This window comes from Bacteroidales bacterium, assembly GCA_014860575.1.
In the GTDB taxonomy this organism is placed as follows: Bacteria; Bacteroidota; Bacteroidia; order Bacteroidales; family JAAYJT01; genus JAAYJT01.
Genome location: JACZJK010000016.1, coordinates 258,573 through 273,699, shown reverse-complemented (window position 1 = coordinate 273,699; position 15,127 = coordinate 258,573). Strand labels below are relative to the sequence as shown.

Genomic DNA, 15,127 nt, shown 5'->3' with positions numbered 1-15,127 from the left:
GCTATGATTAAAACAATAATAGTTGACGATGAGAGCCGTTCACGAGAGACAATATTTGAACTATTGAAAATGTATTGTGATAATATAGAGGTTGTTGATCAGGCTGAGGATGTCAAATCTGGTTTGCTTTCAATCAGAAAACATAATCCGGATCTGGTGCTGCTCGATATTAAAATGCCTGATGGTACTGGGTTTGACCTGGTAAGGCAGATTGAGCAAGTCAATTTCAAAATCATCTTCATCACAGCCTATGAAGAATATGCCATCAAGGCTTTTAAGTTCAGTGCCCTTGATTATTTATTAAAACCCATAGACCCTGAGGAGCTCACACTCGCTATAAGCAAGGTGAGCACTTCACTGCACAATGAAAATCTTAGCGCACGCATCATGGATTTCATGACATATATAGATCATTTTCGCAAACAAAGTGATGGGAAAAAAATCATACTCAAAACCTCCGAGAACATTTATGTTGTTGACACCGATGACATTATCAGTGTTGAATCCGACCAAAACTATAGCCGCTTCCACCTGATTGATGGCGAACCTATCTTTGTTTCGCGAACCATGAAAGATTATACAACTATGCTCGATGGAGAAGCTTTTTACAGGATTCATCAATCTTTCATAATAAACCTGAAACATGTTAAACGTTATAACAGAGGCGAGAATATCTGCATTATGAGCGACGGGTCAAAAATTCCTGTTTCTTATAGAAAAAAAGATGAATTATTTAGCCTCTTTAAGACAATTACGACATTGTATAAATGACGAATACCCGGAAAACCCCTACGAATAATAATTAAATCCATACACTTATACATTTGTCAGCTTTTACGTATTACAATTTCTTATTATTGCCGCGTGATTCATTAATCAGAATTGACATAGTTCAGGCAATTATTGTAATGCTGTAAAATCCGGTCGGGTTTTGGCACTTTCGCTTCAAACATGAAGGCATCTTCACACTACAGATTTTCATGTTTTAAATAAATGCGTCAATACATCAGCAAGAATTGCAATAATTGCCTGTAACACAAGATCGTGTACTAATTTAACTTTGCAAAACAATGACGACTCAGGCTGATGGTACTGAAACAATACCGCTAAAAACCCTTAAAGCTGAATCTTTTAAGGGAAGAGACTGGTGGTCGCTGGAAACAATCACCGTTGACAACAATTACATTATCTATAAGAAGAGATCCTCCCTCTTTGCACCGATGTTTACGATAACTGTGCCCAGGTTAAGCATCAGGAATATAGAATTTACCGAAACACTATCTGGCACCTTGCTTAAAATAACGACCCTCTCAAACAATAACATTTTTTCACGCAATTTTACGAAAGCCGACATCAAAAGAATTAAAAGTTTATTACTGTTTTAGCACAGCTTCCGATTATTTCAACAACCATTGGCAACACCAGCCATCCGGAAACAAGTTCACAATTGCACTTGTATTTTTCATTTGTGCTTTTTTTATACTTTCGCTTCAGCATACAGTTGTATGTATTAAATCAGCGCCCCCTATATTTCCATGATGGAAGAAAAATCGGATCGATACCAGGTGTTTGATCATCCGCCTTCTTTGTATGAGGCTATGCTTGAGGACATAGACCAGGCCAAAGAGTATATTTATCTTGAAACCTATAAATTTGGTAATGATAGCATCGGTAGCCGGTTCAGAAATGCACTGACAAAAAAAGCCAGGGAAGGAATTAAAATTAAAATTTTGATTGACTCCTGGGGTGCCGCAGTTCCGCTAGCTTACTTCAGCGAAATGATGCGCTTCGGAGCAGAAATCAGGTTCTTCAAAAAGATAGTGCTTGCATTTGATTTCTTTACAAAAAATCACAGGCGTAACCACCGGAAATTACTTATCATTGACGATCACATCACCTATATTGGTTCAGCCAATATTGCAGGGCATTCTATTAAATGGAGAGAGCTTCAATTAAGGCTGAAAAGTAAAATTGCAGTTCACTTTAAACGATCCTTTCTGGCTAGTTTCAAAATCTATAACAAGTATATTTTCAACAAATTCACTTATAGAAAAGCAGTTTTCTATTGCGACTTCGAAATCGTTCAGGATATTCCTTCTATTTATCGCCAACGGATTAAAAAACGATATGAAGACCTGATTAAAAAAGCACAAAAGGAAATTATCATCGAAACGCCTTATTTTGTGCCGGGTTTCAAACTAAGAAAAGAGTTGATTGAAGCCGCCATACGGGGTGTGGATGTGAAAATCCTGATGCCCGAGCATTCTGATGTCAGGATAGTTGACTTAATCCGCAACAAATACCTCGGGCATATGTATCGCAATAATGTCAAGATTTTATTCTACACCCCGGCAAACCTTCATGCCAAGGCTGTCCTCATTGACAATAAAACTTTTGGAGTCGGATCAGCAAACTTCGATTATCGCAGTTTCAGGTATTTGCATGAAATCGTGCTTTTTGGCAGCAATGCAGAAACAATAAGGCTGTTGAGGACCCATTTGGGTGAAACACTGAATTACTGTATCCCTTTTAACTATGATGCCTGGAATAACCGGCCGGTTATTGAAAAAATCCTGTCGCAACTGCTAATTCCCTTTCGACATCTATTCTAAGCGCAATTTGATTTTTGTCAATATTTCTCATTCAATGCTTTCCTTTTCAGGTTCACAAAATAAACGCCTGCAAAAATTAAGAAAGCCGCAATTGCCTTTATCCAGGTAACCGCCTCTGTAAACCAGATTAAACCAATAATTCCAGCCATCAGAGGCTGCAAATAAATATAATACCCCACTGAACTGGCTTTCAGGTATTTTAAGCCAAATATTGTAAGCAGGTAGGCAATCACTGTGGTTCCAATTACAATGAATACAAGTGAAAGTAAGGTGTTGCCGGTGAGAACCTGCATTTTGAAGTCAAGTAATGTGTGCATGGTAAATGGTGTAACTGCAATCAGCCCGAAAACAAAAACCCATTTCATAACCGTAAAAGGATGATAAATTTCCATGATGGGTTTGATGAGTACAAGATATAATGCATACGCCACGAGGTTGATAAGGATAAAAATATTGCCTAAAAGATCGCCTCTGAAAACTGCAACGTCTTTGCCTGAAATGATGAGCAACAAAGCGCCGGCAGCGCCTAGGATCACACCCACCATATTAATGAATAATACCTTTTCCCTGATTACCCATGCAGCAAAGATCAATACCATAATAGGACTGGTAGCATGCAGGATGGCAGCGTCAACTGGCGTAGTCAGGTTGAGACCTTCAAAGAAAAAAATCTGGTTAACAGCTACACCTAATGCACTCGATAATGCAATGAGTAAAAGATGCTTTTTAGATACAGTTTCTTTTTTAAAGGTAAGCGAAAGCACCCAAAATAATACGGCTGCACTGAAAACCCTGATAAAAATAATCTGACGCGGAAGCATTGGATCAGGCATTATTCCTTTGGCAATCCAGTAATTGGCGCCAAAGAGTAGTCCGCTGACCAAAAGAGCTATATGTGCTTTTACCTTATTACTCACGATCCGCAAAATTGCAGCTAATATTGATGATGTAAGAACCTGTAATAAAAAAAGACTTATCGTGCTGATAAGTCTTTAATTAAAAAAATCATTTAATATGTTACGAAACAGCAATTTGCTTACTTAAACGTGCTTTTGATTCTTCAGGTTTTGGGAGCTTAATCTGCAGAATTCCATTTGCATAATCAGCAGCTATTTTTTCAGTATCCACTACCTTCGGCAATGAAAAAGCACGTCTGAAAGTTCCATAGTCAAATTCACGACGGATATAATTAATGTCCTGACCATTGGTCTTGTTTTTATCGCAGGACACGGTGAGTACATTGTTTTCAAGATCAATACGAACATCCTCCTTATTATATCCAGGCGCGGCAATATGAATTTCAAAGGCGTTTTCATTTTCAATGATGTTTGCCGCAGGGATGCAATCGCAATTTTTCTTGTCAATACCTTCCATTGACTTTGTGAAAATATCATCAAAGATATCGGAAAGGCGGGCGGGTTGGCTCCAGCGAATGATTGTCATGTTATTTTCCTCCTTTAATTTAAAATAGTATTAATGTTTACGGCGCTTTTTCAAGAAACGTACCAGCAGCTAAAATCCAATTTACTCCATGCAAAATGCGCCAATTAGTCATCAGCTGAATTTATGCTCCGGCCTTTTTGTCTTCCGAACCAAGGGCAGTTTTCTTTGTTATTACATGTACTATACGAAATCATAAATTTATTGCTACATCGTTAGTATTGCTCTATAACCTGAAATAACCCATCCTTATGCCAGCCCGCCATCGTCAGGTACTCCGTTTCTTTTCATTCTGGCGCATTGCCATACCTATTTTTATTGGCCTGGCAGCGGCAACAGTTTTGTTTATTCGCGACTTTGATCCTGATCTGTTTTCAAATATTCAATGGGCGACGTATCCGGCACTTTGGTTTCTACTGGTCATCGTCCTGATGGTCATAAGAGATTTGGCTTACATGTACCGCATCAGGTTATTGACTGATGGAGAAATCACCTGGAAAAGAAGCTTTCAGGTGATTATGTTATGGGAATTTGCCTCTTCTATAACCCCTTCAGTTGTTGGTGGAGCGGCTGTTGCGCTATTCGTGGTTCGCAAAGAAGGAATTAACATGGGCAGGACAACAGCTGTGGTTATGACAACGGCCTTACTCGATGAGCTCTTTTACATTATTATGGTTCCGGTTGTGATATTTATCGTTGGAACCAGCAACCTATTTATTTCAGAACCCAGTTTTGTGATCGCAGGCCTAAAGTTCAGCAGCAAAGGGGTTTTTCTTATTGGGTACCTGTTTATACTGGTTCTCACAGGCATCATTCTATTTGGAATTTTTATTAGCCCCGGCAAGGTAAAACAGCTTTTGGTAAGCGTTTTTAAAGTTCGCTTTCTTAGGCGGTGGCTGCCACAGGCTGAGCAAACCGGCGATGAACTTATCACAACCTCTGCGGAAATGAGAAGCAAGTCATTGCTTTTTTGGCTCAAAGCTTATCTAGCTACAATCGTCTCATGGACAGCTCGCTTTTGGGTGGTTAACGCACTTATTATGGCTTTTGCACCTGTTAGCGAACACTTCCTGATATATGCAAGGCAACTTATAATGTGGGTAATTTTACTTATAAGCCCAACGCCCGGGGGTAGCGGTATTGCTGAATATTTTTTCCCACTCTTTCTTGGCGAATTTATAGGCGCAGGGCTTAGCACTCCCCTGGCTATTTTGTGGAGGTTAATCAGTTATTACCCCTATATTTTTATCGGGGTATTGGTGTTGCCGATATGGTTTAGAAGGGTTTACTTCGGAAAGCGAAGGAGCATCAGGTTCAGGAGTTCCTGATTATCCGCAATGGAAGTATTGGTTAACAAGCTTTAGAATTTTACCCTGGTCATGCTGTATGTCATCCCTGAGGTTTTCATCATTGTAGGATCGTAGCATTTTTGCTGTGCCTTCAATCAGGCTTAGCGGGAAAACACCATACTTCATGTACATCTCTTTTTGTTCTTCAAGCCGTTTCGCTGAATCCCAGCACGAAAGTGGCAACTGTTTGAGTTTTGCCACTTTTGACTTATGCTCATCAGCGAAAATATTCACATCCACGTAAGTATCTTCAGCATATTTCAGCGCATTCCCCATTTCAAGTCCATGACGTGCTGCAACAGCTAATCCGGCCAGGGTCAGATACACATCAGCCGATCCATCCGGACAACGAAATTCTACGGTTTGAACATCCTGGAAATCTGCATTGTGCTGTGGCTCGGCAGGGTTGGCATCATTGATCATGTTATGCTTGCCGGTCCAGCCTAACGGAACCCTTACAAGAACAGAGCGGTTCCTGTCGCCCCAGCAGATATTGGTTGGCGCTTCCTGGTGAGGAACCAACCTGAAGTATGAGGTAGGATTGGTATTTCCAAAGGCGGTTAGCGAAGGTGCCAGATCGAGATACCCGGCAATGGCCTTGCGTGCAATATCGCTCAGACGACCATCCTGGACCATCAGGTTCTTTCCGTCTTTTAAAAGTTTGGTATGAAAGTGTAAACCGCTACCAGCTTTCCCGGCAGTTATTTTTGGGGCAAATGTGATGTTCACGCCATATTTCTGAGCCAATGTGCGCAATATCCACTTGGCAATGACGAGTTGATCGGCTGCATCTTCAACATCAACCGGCATAAATTCAATTTCATTTTGCTCATAGTCGAGGTTGTCAATATGAAAATTTCCAACTTCGGAATGGCTGTATTTCAGCACCCCGCCCGCTTGTGCAATGGCAACCATTGCATCATTCCTAAACTGTTCCCATTTAACAAAAGGCGTAGATTCGTGATATCCTCGCTGATCGGTTGCACTGAAAAGTGATTGTTTCTCACTGATTACATAATATTCAAGTTCTCCCATAGTCTGGTATGTGTAACCCGTTTTATCCTTCAAAACCTGGTGCGCTTTGCGGATGATATTTTCAGGGGCAGAGGCCAGTGGATCGCCATCCTTATTATAATATGAACACAAAATATCCAGCGTGGGAATTTGGTTGAAAGGGTTCAGGAAAGCGGTCCTGTAACGTGGAACCACATAAAGGTCGCTTGACCCGGCTTCTATGAATTTGAATAGGCTTGAGCCATCAACACGTTCACCCTGGGTTAAAATGGTGTTGAGATGCTTGCGGTTGTTGATCACAAAATTGAGTGTCTTTAACCTTCCATCACCGGCCACGTAACGAAAATTGATCATTTCGATGTTGTGGTCTTCTACATACTTGATGAGATCGGCCTTGGTAAAATCTTTTGAGGGTTTGTTCAAGTACTGAACCAGTGGGTTCGGATTGAGTTCGATGGAGTTCTGCATAAAAAATGTTTTCCGGGTTTATATAACAGGGTTGCAATTATTAAGCGCTCAGCTAAAATGGGGAGCAAAGTTATAATTTTTAGTTGAATTGGATAATTGCAGGCGCATCGCAATTATTGATCACCGATTACAATTCACCAATTACCGCTTATTATCAGCCATATCCTTCAAATAGAAATCAACCAGTTTTTGTGCAGCCATATATGCGCTGAACTTCTGATCGGTAAGACCTGCTTCAATTTCTCTCATCATCGCGGCAAGCTTTTTATTCTGCCTGAAATGAAACATCAGAGTACCCTCAATTGTATTCATCATGATGCTGTGATCCTGGTTTTTACGACGCTTCTCAAAGTAATTGTTAGCTGTGGTGAAAGCCAGATAATCTTCAACGATCTGCCACACCATGTCAATTCCGGTGTTGTTTATCGCTGAGCAAACTTCAACAATGGGTTTCCAGCCGCTATCAGAAGGGGGGAAATAATGCAGCGCATTTTCAAGCTGTGATTTGGCAAGCAATGCTTTGGGAAGATTATCAGCCTCGGCTTTGTTGATCACAATGGCATCGGCCATTTCCATGATGCCACGTTTGATCCCCTGCAATTCATCGCCGGCGCCGGCCAACATCAATAGCAGGAAAAAATCTACCATGTTGTGTACAGCAGTTTCTGATTGTCCAACACCAACGGTTTCAATAAAGATGACATTATAGCCTGCGGCTTCGCAAAGAATAAGGGTTTCCCTTGTTTTACGGGCCACACCGCCAAGTGTTCCGGCAGAAGGTGAAGGCCGGATAAAAGCATTTTCATTGGCTGAAAGTGATTCCATGCGGGTCTTGTCGCCAAGGATACTTCCTTTGCTGCGCTGACTGCTTGGGTCAATAGCTAGCACAGCCAGTTTTTTTCCATTATTTGTCAAACGGGTTCCAAGCGTTTCAATAAACGTGCTTTTCCCAACTCCCGGCACCCCGGTGATACCAATGCGAATGCTATTGCCACTGTGAGCAAGGCATTTCTCAATGATGGCCTGAGCCAATTGTTGATGTTCGGGTAAAGTGCTTTCAATTAAAGTGATGGCTTTTCCGAGCACCATCCGGTTGCCTTGCAGTATTCCATTATAAAATGTATCCAAATCCAAAAGTGCATGAACCGGTTTTGAATACTTATCAGCAGCCAACGGGTTAATAACAGGTGGTTGTTCAATTCCATGCTGAACCCGCATGGCCGATTTATATGGTTTCTTTTCTTCTGACATACCAAGATTGAAACACTAAAATGCAAAAATAACCTAAATCGCAGATTGTGATGCTTAAATCCTTTCAGCTTTTTGAACCCTATCAGGGCTGCAAGGTTCCGGCAAAAAGTGTTACTTTTGCACCTCATTTTAAAAAGCATTACACGAACACATAAATATCAGATACATGGGAACCACCACGCTTAATTCCGGAACCGACTTTAAAGTTAAAAATATCAAGCTGGCCGAATGGGGTCGCAAGGAAATTGAAATAGCTGAGAAAGAAATGCCGGGGCTGATGTCGCTGCGTAAAAAATATGGCAAAGAAAAACCGCTCAAAAATGCCCGCATCAGCGGTTCACTGCACATGACGATACAAACTGCTGTGCTTATAGAAACCTTGATAGAACTTGGCGCTGATGTTCGCTGGGCCAGTTGCAATATCTTTTCGACCCAGGATCATGCCGCTGCAGCCATTGCTGCCAAGGGCATTCCGGTATTTGCCTGGAAAGGTGAAACCCTGGATGAATATTGGTGGTGTACCTTGCAGGCGCTTTCATTTCCGGGCGGAAAAGGCCCTCATCTTCTTGTTGACGATGGTGGCGATGCAACACTCATGATCCATAAAGGTTATGACATCGAAAATACACCAACATTGCTGAACTCATCGCCCACAAATGCCGAAGAAGTCGCTGTAATGAAATGGCTGAAAGAGGCTTTTGTTGAAGACAAACGCAAATGGCATCGTTTGGTTGATGATTGCAAAGGTGTGTCAGAAGAAACTACCACCGGCGTTCACAGGCTGTATCAAATGAAGGAAAAAGGCAAACTTCTGTTTCCGGCCATAAACGTAAACGACTCTGTTACCAAATCGAAGTTTGATAATCTTTACGGTTGCCGTGAATCATTGGCTGATGGCCTGAAGCGTGCAACTGACGTAATGATTGCAGGAAAGGTTGTAGTTGTGTGCGGTTATGGAGATGTTGGCAAAGGCTGCGCCAGATCAATGCGTGCCTATGGTGCAAGGGTGATAATTACCGAAATAGACCCGATTTGTGCTTTGCAGGCGGCAATGGAAGGTTTTGAGATAACAACCGTTGAGGATGCATTGGCAGAGGGCAATATTTACGTGACTGCTACCGGAAACAAAGACGTGATTACTGCAGAGCATATGGCCAAAATGAAGGATCAGGCTATCGTTTGCAACATTGGTCATTTTGATAACGAAATCCAGATAGAGAAACTTGAAGATCTTGATGGAGTTCAAAAAATCAATATCAAACCTCAAGTTGATAAGTACACTTTCGCTGATGGACACTCAATTTATATACTTGCCGAAGGCCGTCTTGTAAACCTTGGCTGTGCCACAGGACATCCCTCATTTGTTATGAGTAACTCGTTCACAAACCAAACCCTGGCCCAGATTGAACTTTGGCAGAAAAACATGACCATTGATGTTTATACTTTGCCCAAACACCTTGATGAAGAGGTGGCAAGGCTTCACCTTGACCAACTTGGTGTAAAGCTGACCAAACTTAGCGAAGAACAGGCCGAATATATAGGAGTGGATGTGCACGGCCCCTTCAAGCCTGATCTTTACAGGTATTAGGATTAGTGTTGTAATGCTGTGTTGCAGTGATACAGTTGTGCAGATTGGAGTAATGGAGTAGTGGAGTGATGCAAAGTCTATGCTCTTTGTACTTTGGATTTTGTTCTTTTGGATTTTTTTCCAACCCGCCTGCCAGCGAAGCATGGCTGCCTACTGCCAACTGTTCCACGAAGGGCTTTTCTCTGAAACGGAGAAATAAGATGTTTAATTATAAATGTGCAGTGTATTCCCGTTATAGCTTGTTTGATATTGCTTCAACGGACGCTTTCCGGGACCTTCAAAAGGATAGCCATCCAATAATATATACTTTGTCTGGCAACTAGGGCACACGGCAGTTATGGAAGAGGCTTCAACCTCAATCCTGGCTTCTTCAACCAGGGGGTCATGGGCGCAGGTGCGCTCGTATGCCAGAAATTGATCATTTAAATCGCGGTAAACAAGTACTCCGCGGCTGGGCGAATTGGCAACAAGGTATATCCAGCCATTGGGACTGTTCAGCTGCCAGTAAAACGATGAATTGGGGTTAATGTAAAAGTCAACATGGGCAAATGGGATCTCATCGTAATCTTTATCCTTATCACAGGAAGGCATCAAAATCATCCCAGTAAATAATCCAAGAAAAACTAAGTATTTAAAGCAAGCACGGATCATGGTGGAACAAAATATAATACACTAAGCAAACGATGCTGCCAAAATATTATTTTACGGTTACTTTTGCGCCTGGATTAAAGCAACCTGCTTAAAACCCCGCAGCATATCTTTAGGATCGCATGAAAATTATACTTTATTTACTTGTACTACTGACTTTTTGCACTTTAACAAACTGCAAGGCCACAAAACTAACTCCGGAAGAAAAGGAGGAAGCAAAGAAAGTCGAAATTGAAGAAAAGGAAACAACATTATTGTTGGAAGAGTCACGGAAGCAGCATTTCCGGAACCAAAACAAAGAAACCAGGAAGATGATGCAAAAATCAAAAAAGTATAGCCTTAAGCTGAACCAGTCCAAAAGAAAAAAATGCTTTTAAGGCCAAATCCGACCCAGTATAACAAATATTATATATTTTTACTGCCCTGTTGGTAAAAAATGCAAATAGCTGTATTTAGCATCCTTAAGTTTTACAACGCAACAAAATCAAAATTCAGGAGGAGCTTACAATGGATGACCTTATTTATATACTTGCGGGAATAGCCTGGGTGGCGTATAGCATCTACAATGCCAGGCAAAAGAAAAAGCTGAAGGAAGAGAGGGAGCGGACTGTTCCCAAAGCCGAACCGGTTTATGAGCCTGAGCCAGCTTCTACCCCAACCCGCTCAATTTTCGAAGAAATATTCAAAGAAGCAGGCCTCAATGAGTTTGACGAAGAATTAGAGGAAAATGTTAAACCTGCTACCGCAGAAATTTCGGCAAAGACCCAATATTTTACATACGAGGATACGGATATAGAAATTAAAGCAGCAGAGGATCTCATTAAAAAAGAGGCTCCTGCTTTTAGCGAACATTTTGTTGCTGAAAATGTGCCTTATCATGAAATGAAGGAAAAAACTCGTAGCAACATCTTCGACCTACGTAAAGCAGTGATTTATTCTGCAATCCTTGAGCGCCCCTATCATTGAAAGCAATCTGCAATTTTTTTTAAATGCTAAATTCATATTTTTGCCCATATATGTTAATAATTGTTAATTTTACCGGCTCTTAGCACACGAAATAGTCACCTAACATAAAATTACAGGGTATGTTTAAAAAGTTACTCTTGACTTTCGGGATTGTACTTTCATTTAGTGCATACGTTTTCGCCCAAACAGCAACACTTCAGGGAACCATTACCGACCAGCAAACCAACGAGCCCATTCCTTTCGCAAATATTGTTATCGAGAGAGGGGGATCGCAGGTGGGCGGTGCAACCAGTGATTTTGACGGCAAGTATTCAATCCGGCCTATTGAGCCTGGTCGTTACGATGTTAAAGCCACTTATGTAGGTTACAGGCCTTTGGTCATTCAAAACGTAATTGTTTCGGCCAATCAGATTCGATTTCTTGATGTTACGATGGAACCCACGGCCATTGCACTCGACGAATTTGAAGTGCGGGAATATGCTGTACCACTCATTGACAAGGATCAAACTTCCAGTGGTGCAACGGTTACAGCCGAAGAAATTGCCAAAATGCCTAACCGTTCGGCAAACGCAATTGCAGTGTCAGTTGGTGGTGTTTTCTCCGCCGATGGTGAACGTGGCAGCGTTCGTGGGCAGCGTGCAGAAGGTACCATCATGTACATTGACGGAATCCGTGTCAGAGGTTCATCGTCATTACCCGAAGCTGCCATTGAGCAGGTATCTGTAATTCTTGGCGGAGTGCCGGCACAATACGGCGATGCAGTTGGCGGTATCATCAATGTTACAACCCGCGGTCCTTCGCGTACATTCGGTGCTGGAGCAGAAATTGAAACTTCCCAGTTCCTGGATGCCTATGGCTATAACCGTGCCAGTTTAAACATGCAGGGGCCACTAATCCGTGGAAAAGACAAAACCACGTCATTGTTGGGCTATTTTGTAGCTGGTGAATTTATCTTCAGGGAAGATGGCAGACCAACAAGTACCGGTGTGTATAAAGTAAAGGATGATGTGCTTGCCAATCTTGAGAAAAACCCAATCAGGCCTTCGCTTACAGGTGCCGGTTCATTCTATAATTCTGAATTTATCCGGAAAACCAACATGGAATTCATGAAGGCTACACAAAATACCAATAGTACGGATATCAATGTTTCAGGTAAAATTGATGTGCGAACTACCCCCAATGTTAATCTTTCGTTTGGAGGTTCTTACAACCTTTCTGACAACAGAAGTTTCAGCTTTACAAATTCAATCTTTAATTACAACAACAACGCGCAAGTATCTGAGAATACTTGGAGGGTTTATGGCAGACTTACACATCGTTTCCCAACGGATGCAGAAAGCCGCTCTTTTATTAAGAATGTATATTATACGCTCCAGGCCGATTATTCTGTGTATACTTTTACTCAACAGGATGCTCGCCATAAGGACGATTATTTCAAATACGGTTATCTTGGTTCTTTCACCAGACACATGGTTCGTTCGTATGAACCAGGAGTTGATGATGTCTCCGGATTAACTGGTTTAATACACAATGCTTATCTTGACACACTTTACCAGTTCCAGCGTGCAGAAATCAACTCTGTGCTGGCAAACTACACGCAGCAATACTATGATATCCGTGAAGGGCAAATCCGTAGATTTGAAGATATTGTACCAACCCAAGGTGGACTAGTAAACGGACGGGGACCGGATGCCGTTTACAGTTTGTGGGGAAATGCAGGCTCACTTCAAACAGGCTTCCAAAAGTTCGAAAGCAGTCAGCTTGGTGTGAATGCCCATTTCTCCGCTTATCTCGGAAATCATGAAATCAAGCTGGGTATGCAGTACGAACAACGATTTGACCGCAGCTACAGCATTGGCCCTGCAGGCCTTTGGACTATTATGCGTGGGTTGACTAATTTCCATATTGAGCAGTTGGATAAAGCCAATCCACAAGCTGTGTACCTCAATGGTAATTTCATGGATACCATCAATTATTTTAGACTGTATGATGGGGCTTCACAGAGGGCATTTGATCGTAATCTGCGTACTGAGCTCGGGCTTCCTACCGATGGACTTGATTATCTGTTGATTGACTCTTATGATTTTAACACGAACATGCTCACCTATTATGATAAGGATATGATCAAACGCACTATTACCCTTACCGATGGTCTTAATATAAACCTGTTCAGCGCCGATGAACTACTGAACCAGGGAAATGAGCTTGTTGGTTACTACGGGTTTGATCATACAGGTAAGAGATTATCAAGTAAACCAAGTGTGAATGATTTCTTCAACGAAAAAGATGCCAATGGCAACTTTTTAAGGCATATTGGCGCTTTTGAACCCATTTATACTGCATTCTACGTTCAGGATAAATTTGCCTTCAGGGATTTGATCTTTAATATTGGCGCCCGTATTGACAGATATGATGCCAATCAGATGGTTCTTAAAGACCCCTACCTCCTGGCTGAAGCATACACCATTGCCGAAGACACCAGGTTCGGAAACCATCCCTCGAATATGGGCAGCGATTATGTTATTTATGTTGACCAGCCAAACAATCCTTCAGCAGTTACCGGCTATCGCTCAGGAAATACATGGTACACAGCAGCCGGACTCGAAATTACCGATGACCCAACGGTAGCTATTGGAAAAGAAAGCGGTCCCTATTTAAAGAATGAAAATGGTCTTACTGCCGAATCTTTTGAAGACTATGATCCACAATGGACGGTTATGCCTCGAATTTCTTTCTCTTTCCCAATTTCAGATGACGCATTGTTCTTTGCACATTATAACGTGTTAACCCAACGCCCTACCACTGGTGGACGAATTAACCTTATTGACTATTTCTTCCTCGAAACAAGAGGAACAGATTTACTGGGGAATCCTAATCTGAGGCCCGAAAAAACCATAGACTATGAGTTGGGCTTCCAGCAAAAGCTTACCAATTCTTCTTCGCTGGCTATTTCAGGCTTCTATCGCGAAATTCGTGACCAGATCCAAAGTTTCCGCTTTACCGGTGCATATCCTACTACATATTATTCATTTTACAATCTTGACTTCGGAACTGTAAAAGGTTTAACGGTCACCTACGACCTTCGGCGTACCAGCAACGCCCGTGTAAGGGCCAGTTACACCATGCAGTTTGCAAACGGTACCGGTTCGAACCCCGAAACTGCCCGTGCCCTTATCCAATCGGGTCAGCCAAATTTACGTAACCTGATACCGCTGGATTTTGACCGCCGCCATGCAGTTAACCTCAGTTTTGATTACCGTTATGGCGAAGGCTCGGAATACAATGGCCCAAGAACCTCACGCACCATAAAAGGAACCGATCAGGTTAAAACCATCAACTGGCTGGAAAATGCCGGTTTCAATGTGATTATTTTCGGAGGCTCAGGAACACCTTATACCAAATCCAGCAGGATTTATCAATTGGGCGGACAGCGGCAAATACAAGGCTCAATTAACGGAGCTCGTCTACCCTGGCAGTTCAGGATTGATGCACGTGTTGACAAAGATTTCAATCTTAGTGCAATCAGGAAAGATGGCGAGCGAAGGGAAATATACCTCAACGTTTATCTCAGGGTAAATAATGTGCTAGACAGTAAAAACATCATGGGTGTTTATTCTGCCACCGGCAACCCAGATGACGATGGCTTCCTTGCAGCTGCGGAATTTCAAAACCAGATCAACTCCCAGCTTGATCCTCAGGCATACCGCGATCTCTATGCGATAAGGATTAATAGCCCGTTTAACTACAGTTTGCCTAGAATGATACGCCTGGGTGTATCATTCAATTTCTAA

At 42.0% G+C, this 15,127-nt stretch carries 12 protein-coding genes; 7 read left to right on the top strand and 5 right to left on the bottom strand.

Annotated elements, in window-relative coordinates; translation table 11 throughout:
* Window positions 1-3 precede the first annotated feature (3 nt).
* The 3 genes from IH597_03960 to IH597_03950 all read left to right on the top strand — a co-directional run bounded on the left by IH597_03960 (window position 4) and on the right by IH597_03950 (window position 2,612).
* The gene (locus tag IH597_03960; GenBank protein ID MBE0661602.1) at window positions 4-771 is read left to right on the top strand and encodes a response regulator transcription factor; all 768 of its coding nucleotides are present in this window, start codon (window positions 4-6) and stop codon (window positions 769-771) included.
* A 299-nt stretch (window positions 772-1,070) separates the two neighbouring features.
* Entirely contained in the window at window positions 1,071-1,385 is a 315-nt protein-coding gene (locus tag IH597_03955; GenBank protein ID MBE0661601.1) for a hypothetical protein, read from the top strand.
* A 150-nt stretch (window positions 1,386-1,535) separates the two neighbouring features.
* Complete coding sequence (locus IH597_03950) at window positions 1,536-2,612, top strand: phosphatidylserine/phosphatidylglycerophosphate/cardiolipin synthase family protein (GenBank protein ID MBE0661600.1); 1,077 nt, start codon at window positions 1,536-1,538, stop codon at window positions 2,610-2,612.
* Between the two features lie 17 nt (window positions 2,613-2,629).
* Here IH597_03950 and IH597_03945 read toward each other — a convergent pair whose 3' ends face one another.
* Both IH597_03945 and IH597_03940 read right to left on the bottom strand, forming a co-directional pair.
* On the bottom strand, window positions 2,630-3,529 hold the full coding sequence (locus IH597_03945; GenBank protein MBE0661599.1) for a DMT family transporter: 900 nt from the start codon (window positions 3,527-3,529) through the stop codon (window positions 2,630-2,632).
* A 100-nt stretch (window positions 3,530-3,629) separates the two neighbouring features.
* Entirely contained in the window at window positions 3,630-4,055 is a 426-nt protein-coding gene (locus IH597_03940; GenBank protein ID MBE0661598.1) for an Hsp20/alpha crystallin family protein, read from the bottom strand.
* 248 nt (window positions 4,056-4,303) lie between these two features.
* Between IH597_03940 and IH597_03935 the strand changes: the two genes are divergently transcribed.
* Window positions 4,304-5,380: a flippase-like domain-containing protein gene (locus IH597_03935; protein MBE0661597.1), complete on the top strand. Its 1,077-nt coding sequence runs from the start codon at window positions 4,304-4,306 to the stop codon at window positions 5,378-5,380.
* On the opposite strand, the gene IH597_03930 is transcribed toward IH597_03935, so the two are convergent.
* Both IH597_03930 and meaB read right to left on the bottom strand, forming a co-directional pair.
* On the bottom strand, window positions 5,381-6,883 hold the full coding sequence (locus tag IH597_03930; protein MBE0661596.1) for a glutamine synthetase: 1,503 nt from the start codon (window positions 6,881-6,883) through the stop codon (window positions 5,381-5,383).
* Window positions 6,884-7,024: 141 nt separating this feature from the next.
* Window positions 7,025-8,134 carry a methylmalonyl Co-A mutase-associated GTPase MeaB gene (meaB, locus tag IH597_03925; GenBank protein ID MBE0661595.1) on the bottom strand — a complete coding sequence of 370 codons (1,110 nt, stop codon included), beginning with the start codon at window positions 8,132-8,134 and terminating at the stop codon, window positions 7,025-7,027.
* A gap of 166 nt (window positions 8,135-8,300) precedes the next feature.
* On the opposite strand from meaB, the gene IH597_03920 reads away from it, so the two are divergent.
* Entirely contained in the window at window positions 8,301-9,722 is a 1,422-nt protein-coding gene (locus tag IH597_03920) for an adenosylhomocysteinase (GenBank protein MBE0661594.1), read from the top strand.
* 204 nt (window positions 9,723-9,926) lie between these two features.
* Here the strand turns inward: IH597_03920 and IH597_03915 are convergent, their stop codons facing one another.
* Window positions 9,927-10,316, bottom strand: coding sequence for a hypothetical protein (locus tag IH597_03915; GenBank protein ID MBE0661593.1), 390 nt, complete (start codon window positions 10,314-10,316; stop codon window positions 9,927-9,929).
* Window positions 10,317-10,877: 561 nt separating this feature from the next.
* On the opposite strand from IH597_03915, the gene IH597_03910 reads away from it, so the two are divergent.
* Window positions 10,878-11,336, top strand: coding sequence for a hypothetical protein (locus IH597_03910; GenBank protein ID MBE0661592.1), 459 nt, complete (start codon window positions 10,878-10,880; stop codon window positions 11,334-11,336).
* Between the two features lie 119 nt (window positions 11,337-11,455).
* The gene (locus IH597_03905) at window positions 11,456-15,127 is read left to right on the top strand and encodes a carboxypeptidase regulatory-like domain-containing protein (protein MBE0661591.1); all 3,672 of its coding nucleotides are present in this window, start codon (window positions 11,456-11,458) and stop codon (window positions 15,125-15,127) included.

Excerpts from the sequence above, each read along its gene's own strand:
- IH597_03960 (MBE0661602.1), top strand. The coding sequence starts at position 4 with ATGATTAAAACAATAATAGTTGACGATGAGAGCCGTTCACGAGAGACA.
- IH597_03955 (MBE0661601.1), top strand. The coding sequence starts at position 1,071 with ATGACGACTCAGGCTGATGGTACTGAAACAATACCGCTAAAAACCCTT.
- IH597_03950 (MBE0661600.1), top strand. The coding sequence starts at position 1,536 with ATGATGGAAGAAAAATCGGATCGATACCAGGTGTTTGATCATCCGCCT.
- IH597_03940 (MBE0661598.1), bottom strand. The coding sequence starts at position 4,055 with ATGACAATCATTCGCTGGAGCCAACCCGCCCGCCTTTCCGATATCTTT.
- IH597_03935 (MBE0661597.1), top strand. The coding sequence starts at position 4,304 with ATGCCAGCCCGCCATCGTCAGGTACTCCGTTTCTTTTCATTCTGGCGC.
- IH597_03930 (MBE0661596.1), bottom strand. The coding sequence starts at position 6,883 with ATGCAGAACTCCATCGAACTCAATCCGAACCCACTGGTTCAGTACTTG.
- meaB (MBE0661595.1), bottom strand. The coding sequence starts at position 8,134 with ATGTCAGAAGAAAAGAAACCATATAAATCGGCCATGCGGGTTCAGCAT.
- IH597_03920 (MBE0661594.1), top strand. The coding sequence starts at position 8,301 with ATGGGAACCACCACGCTTAATTCCGGAACCGACTTTAAAGTTAAAAAT.
- IH597_03910 (MBE0661592.1), top strand. The coding sequence starts at position 10,878 with ATGGATGACCTTATTTATATACTTGCGGGAATAGCCTGGGTGGCGTAT.
- IH597_03905 (MBE0661591.1), top strand. The coding sequence starts at position 11,456 with ATGTTTAAAAAGTTACTCTTGACTTTCGGGATTGTACTTTCATTTAGT.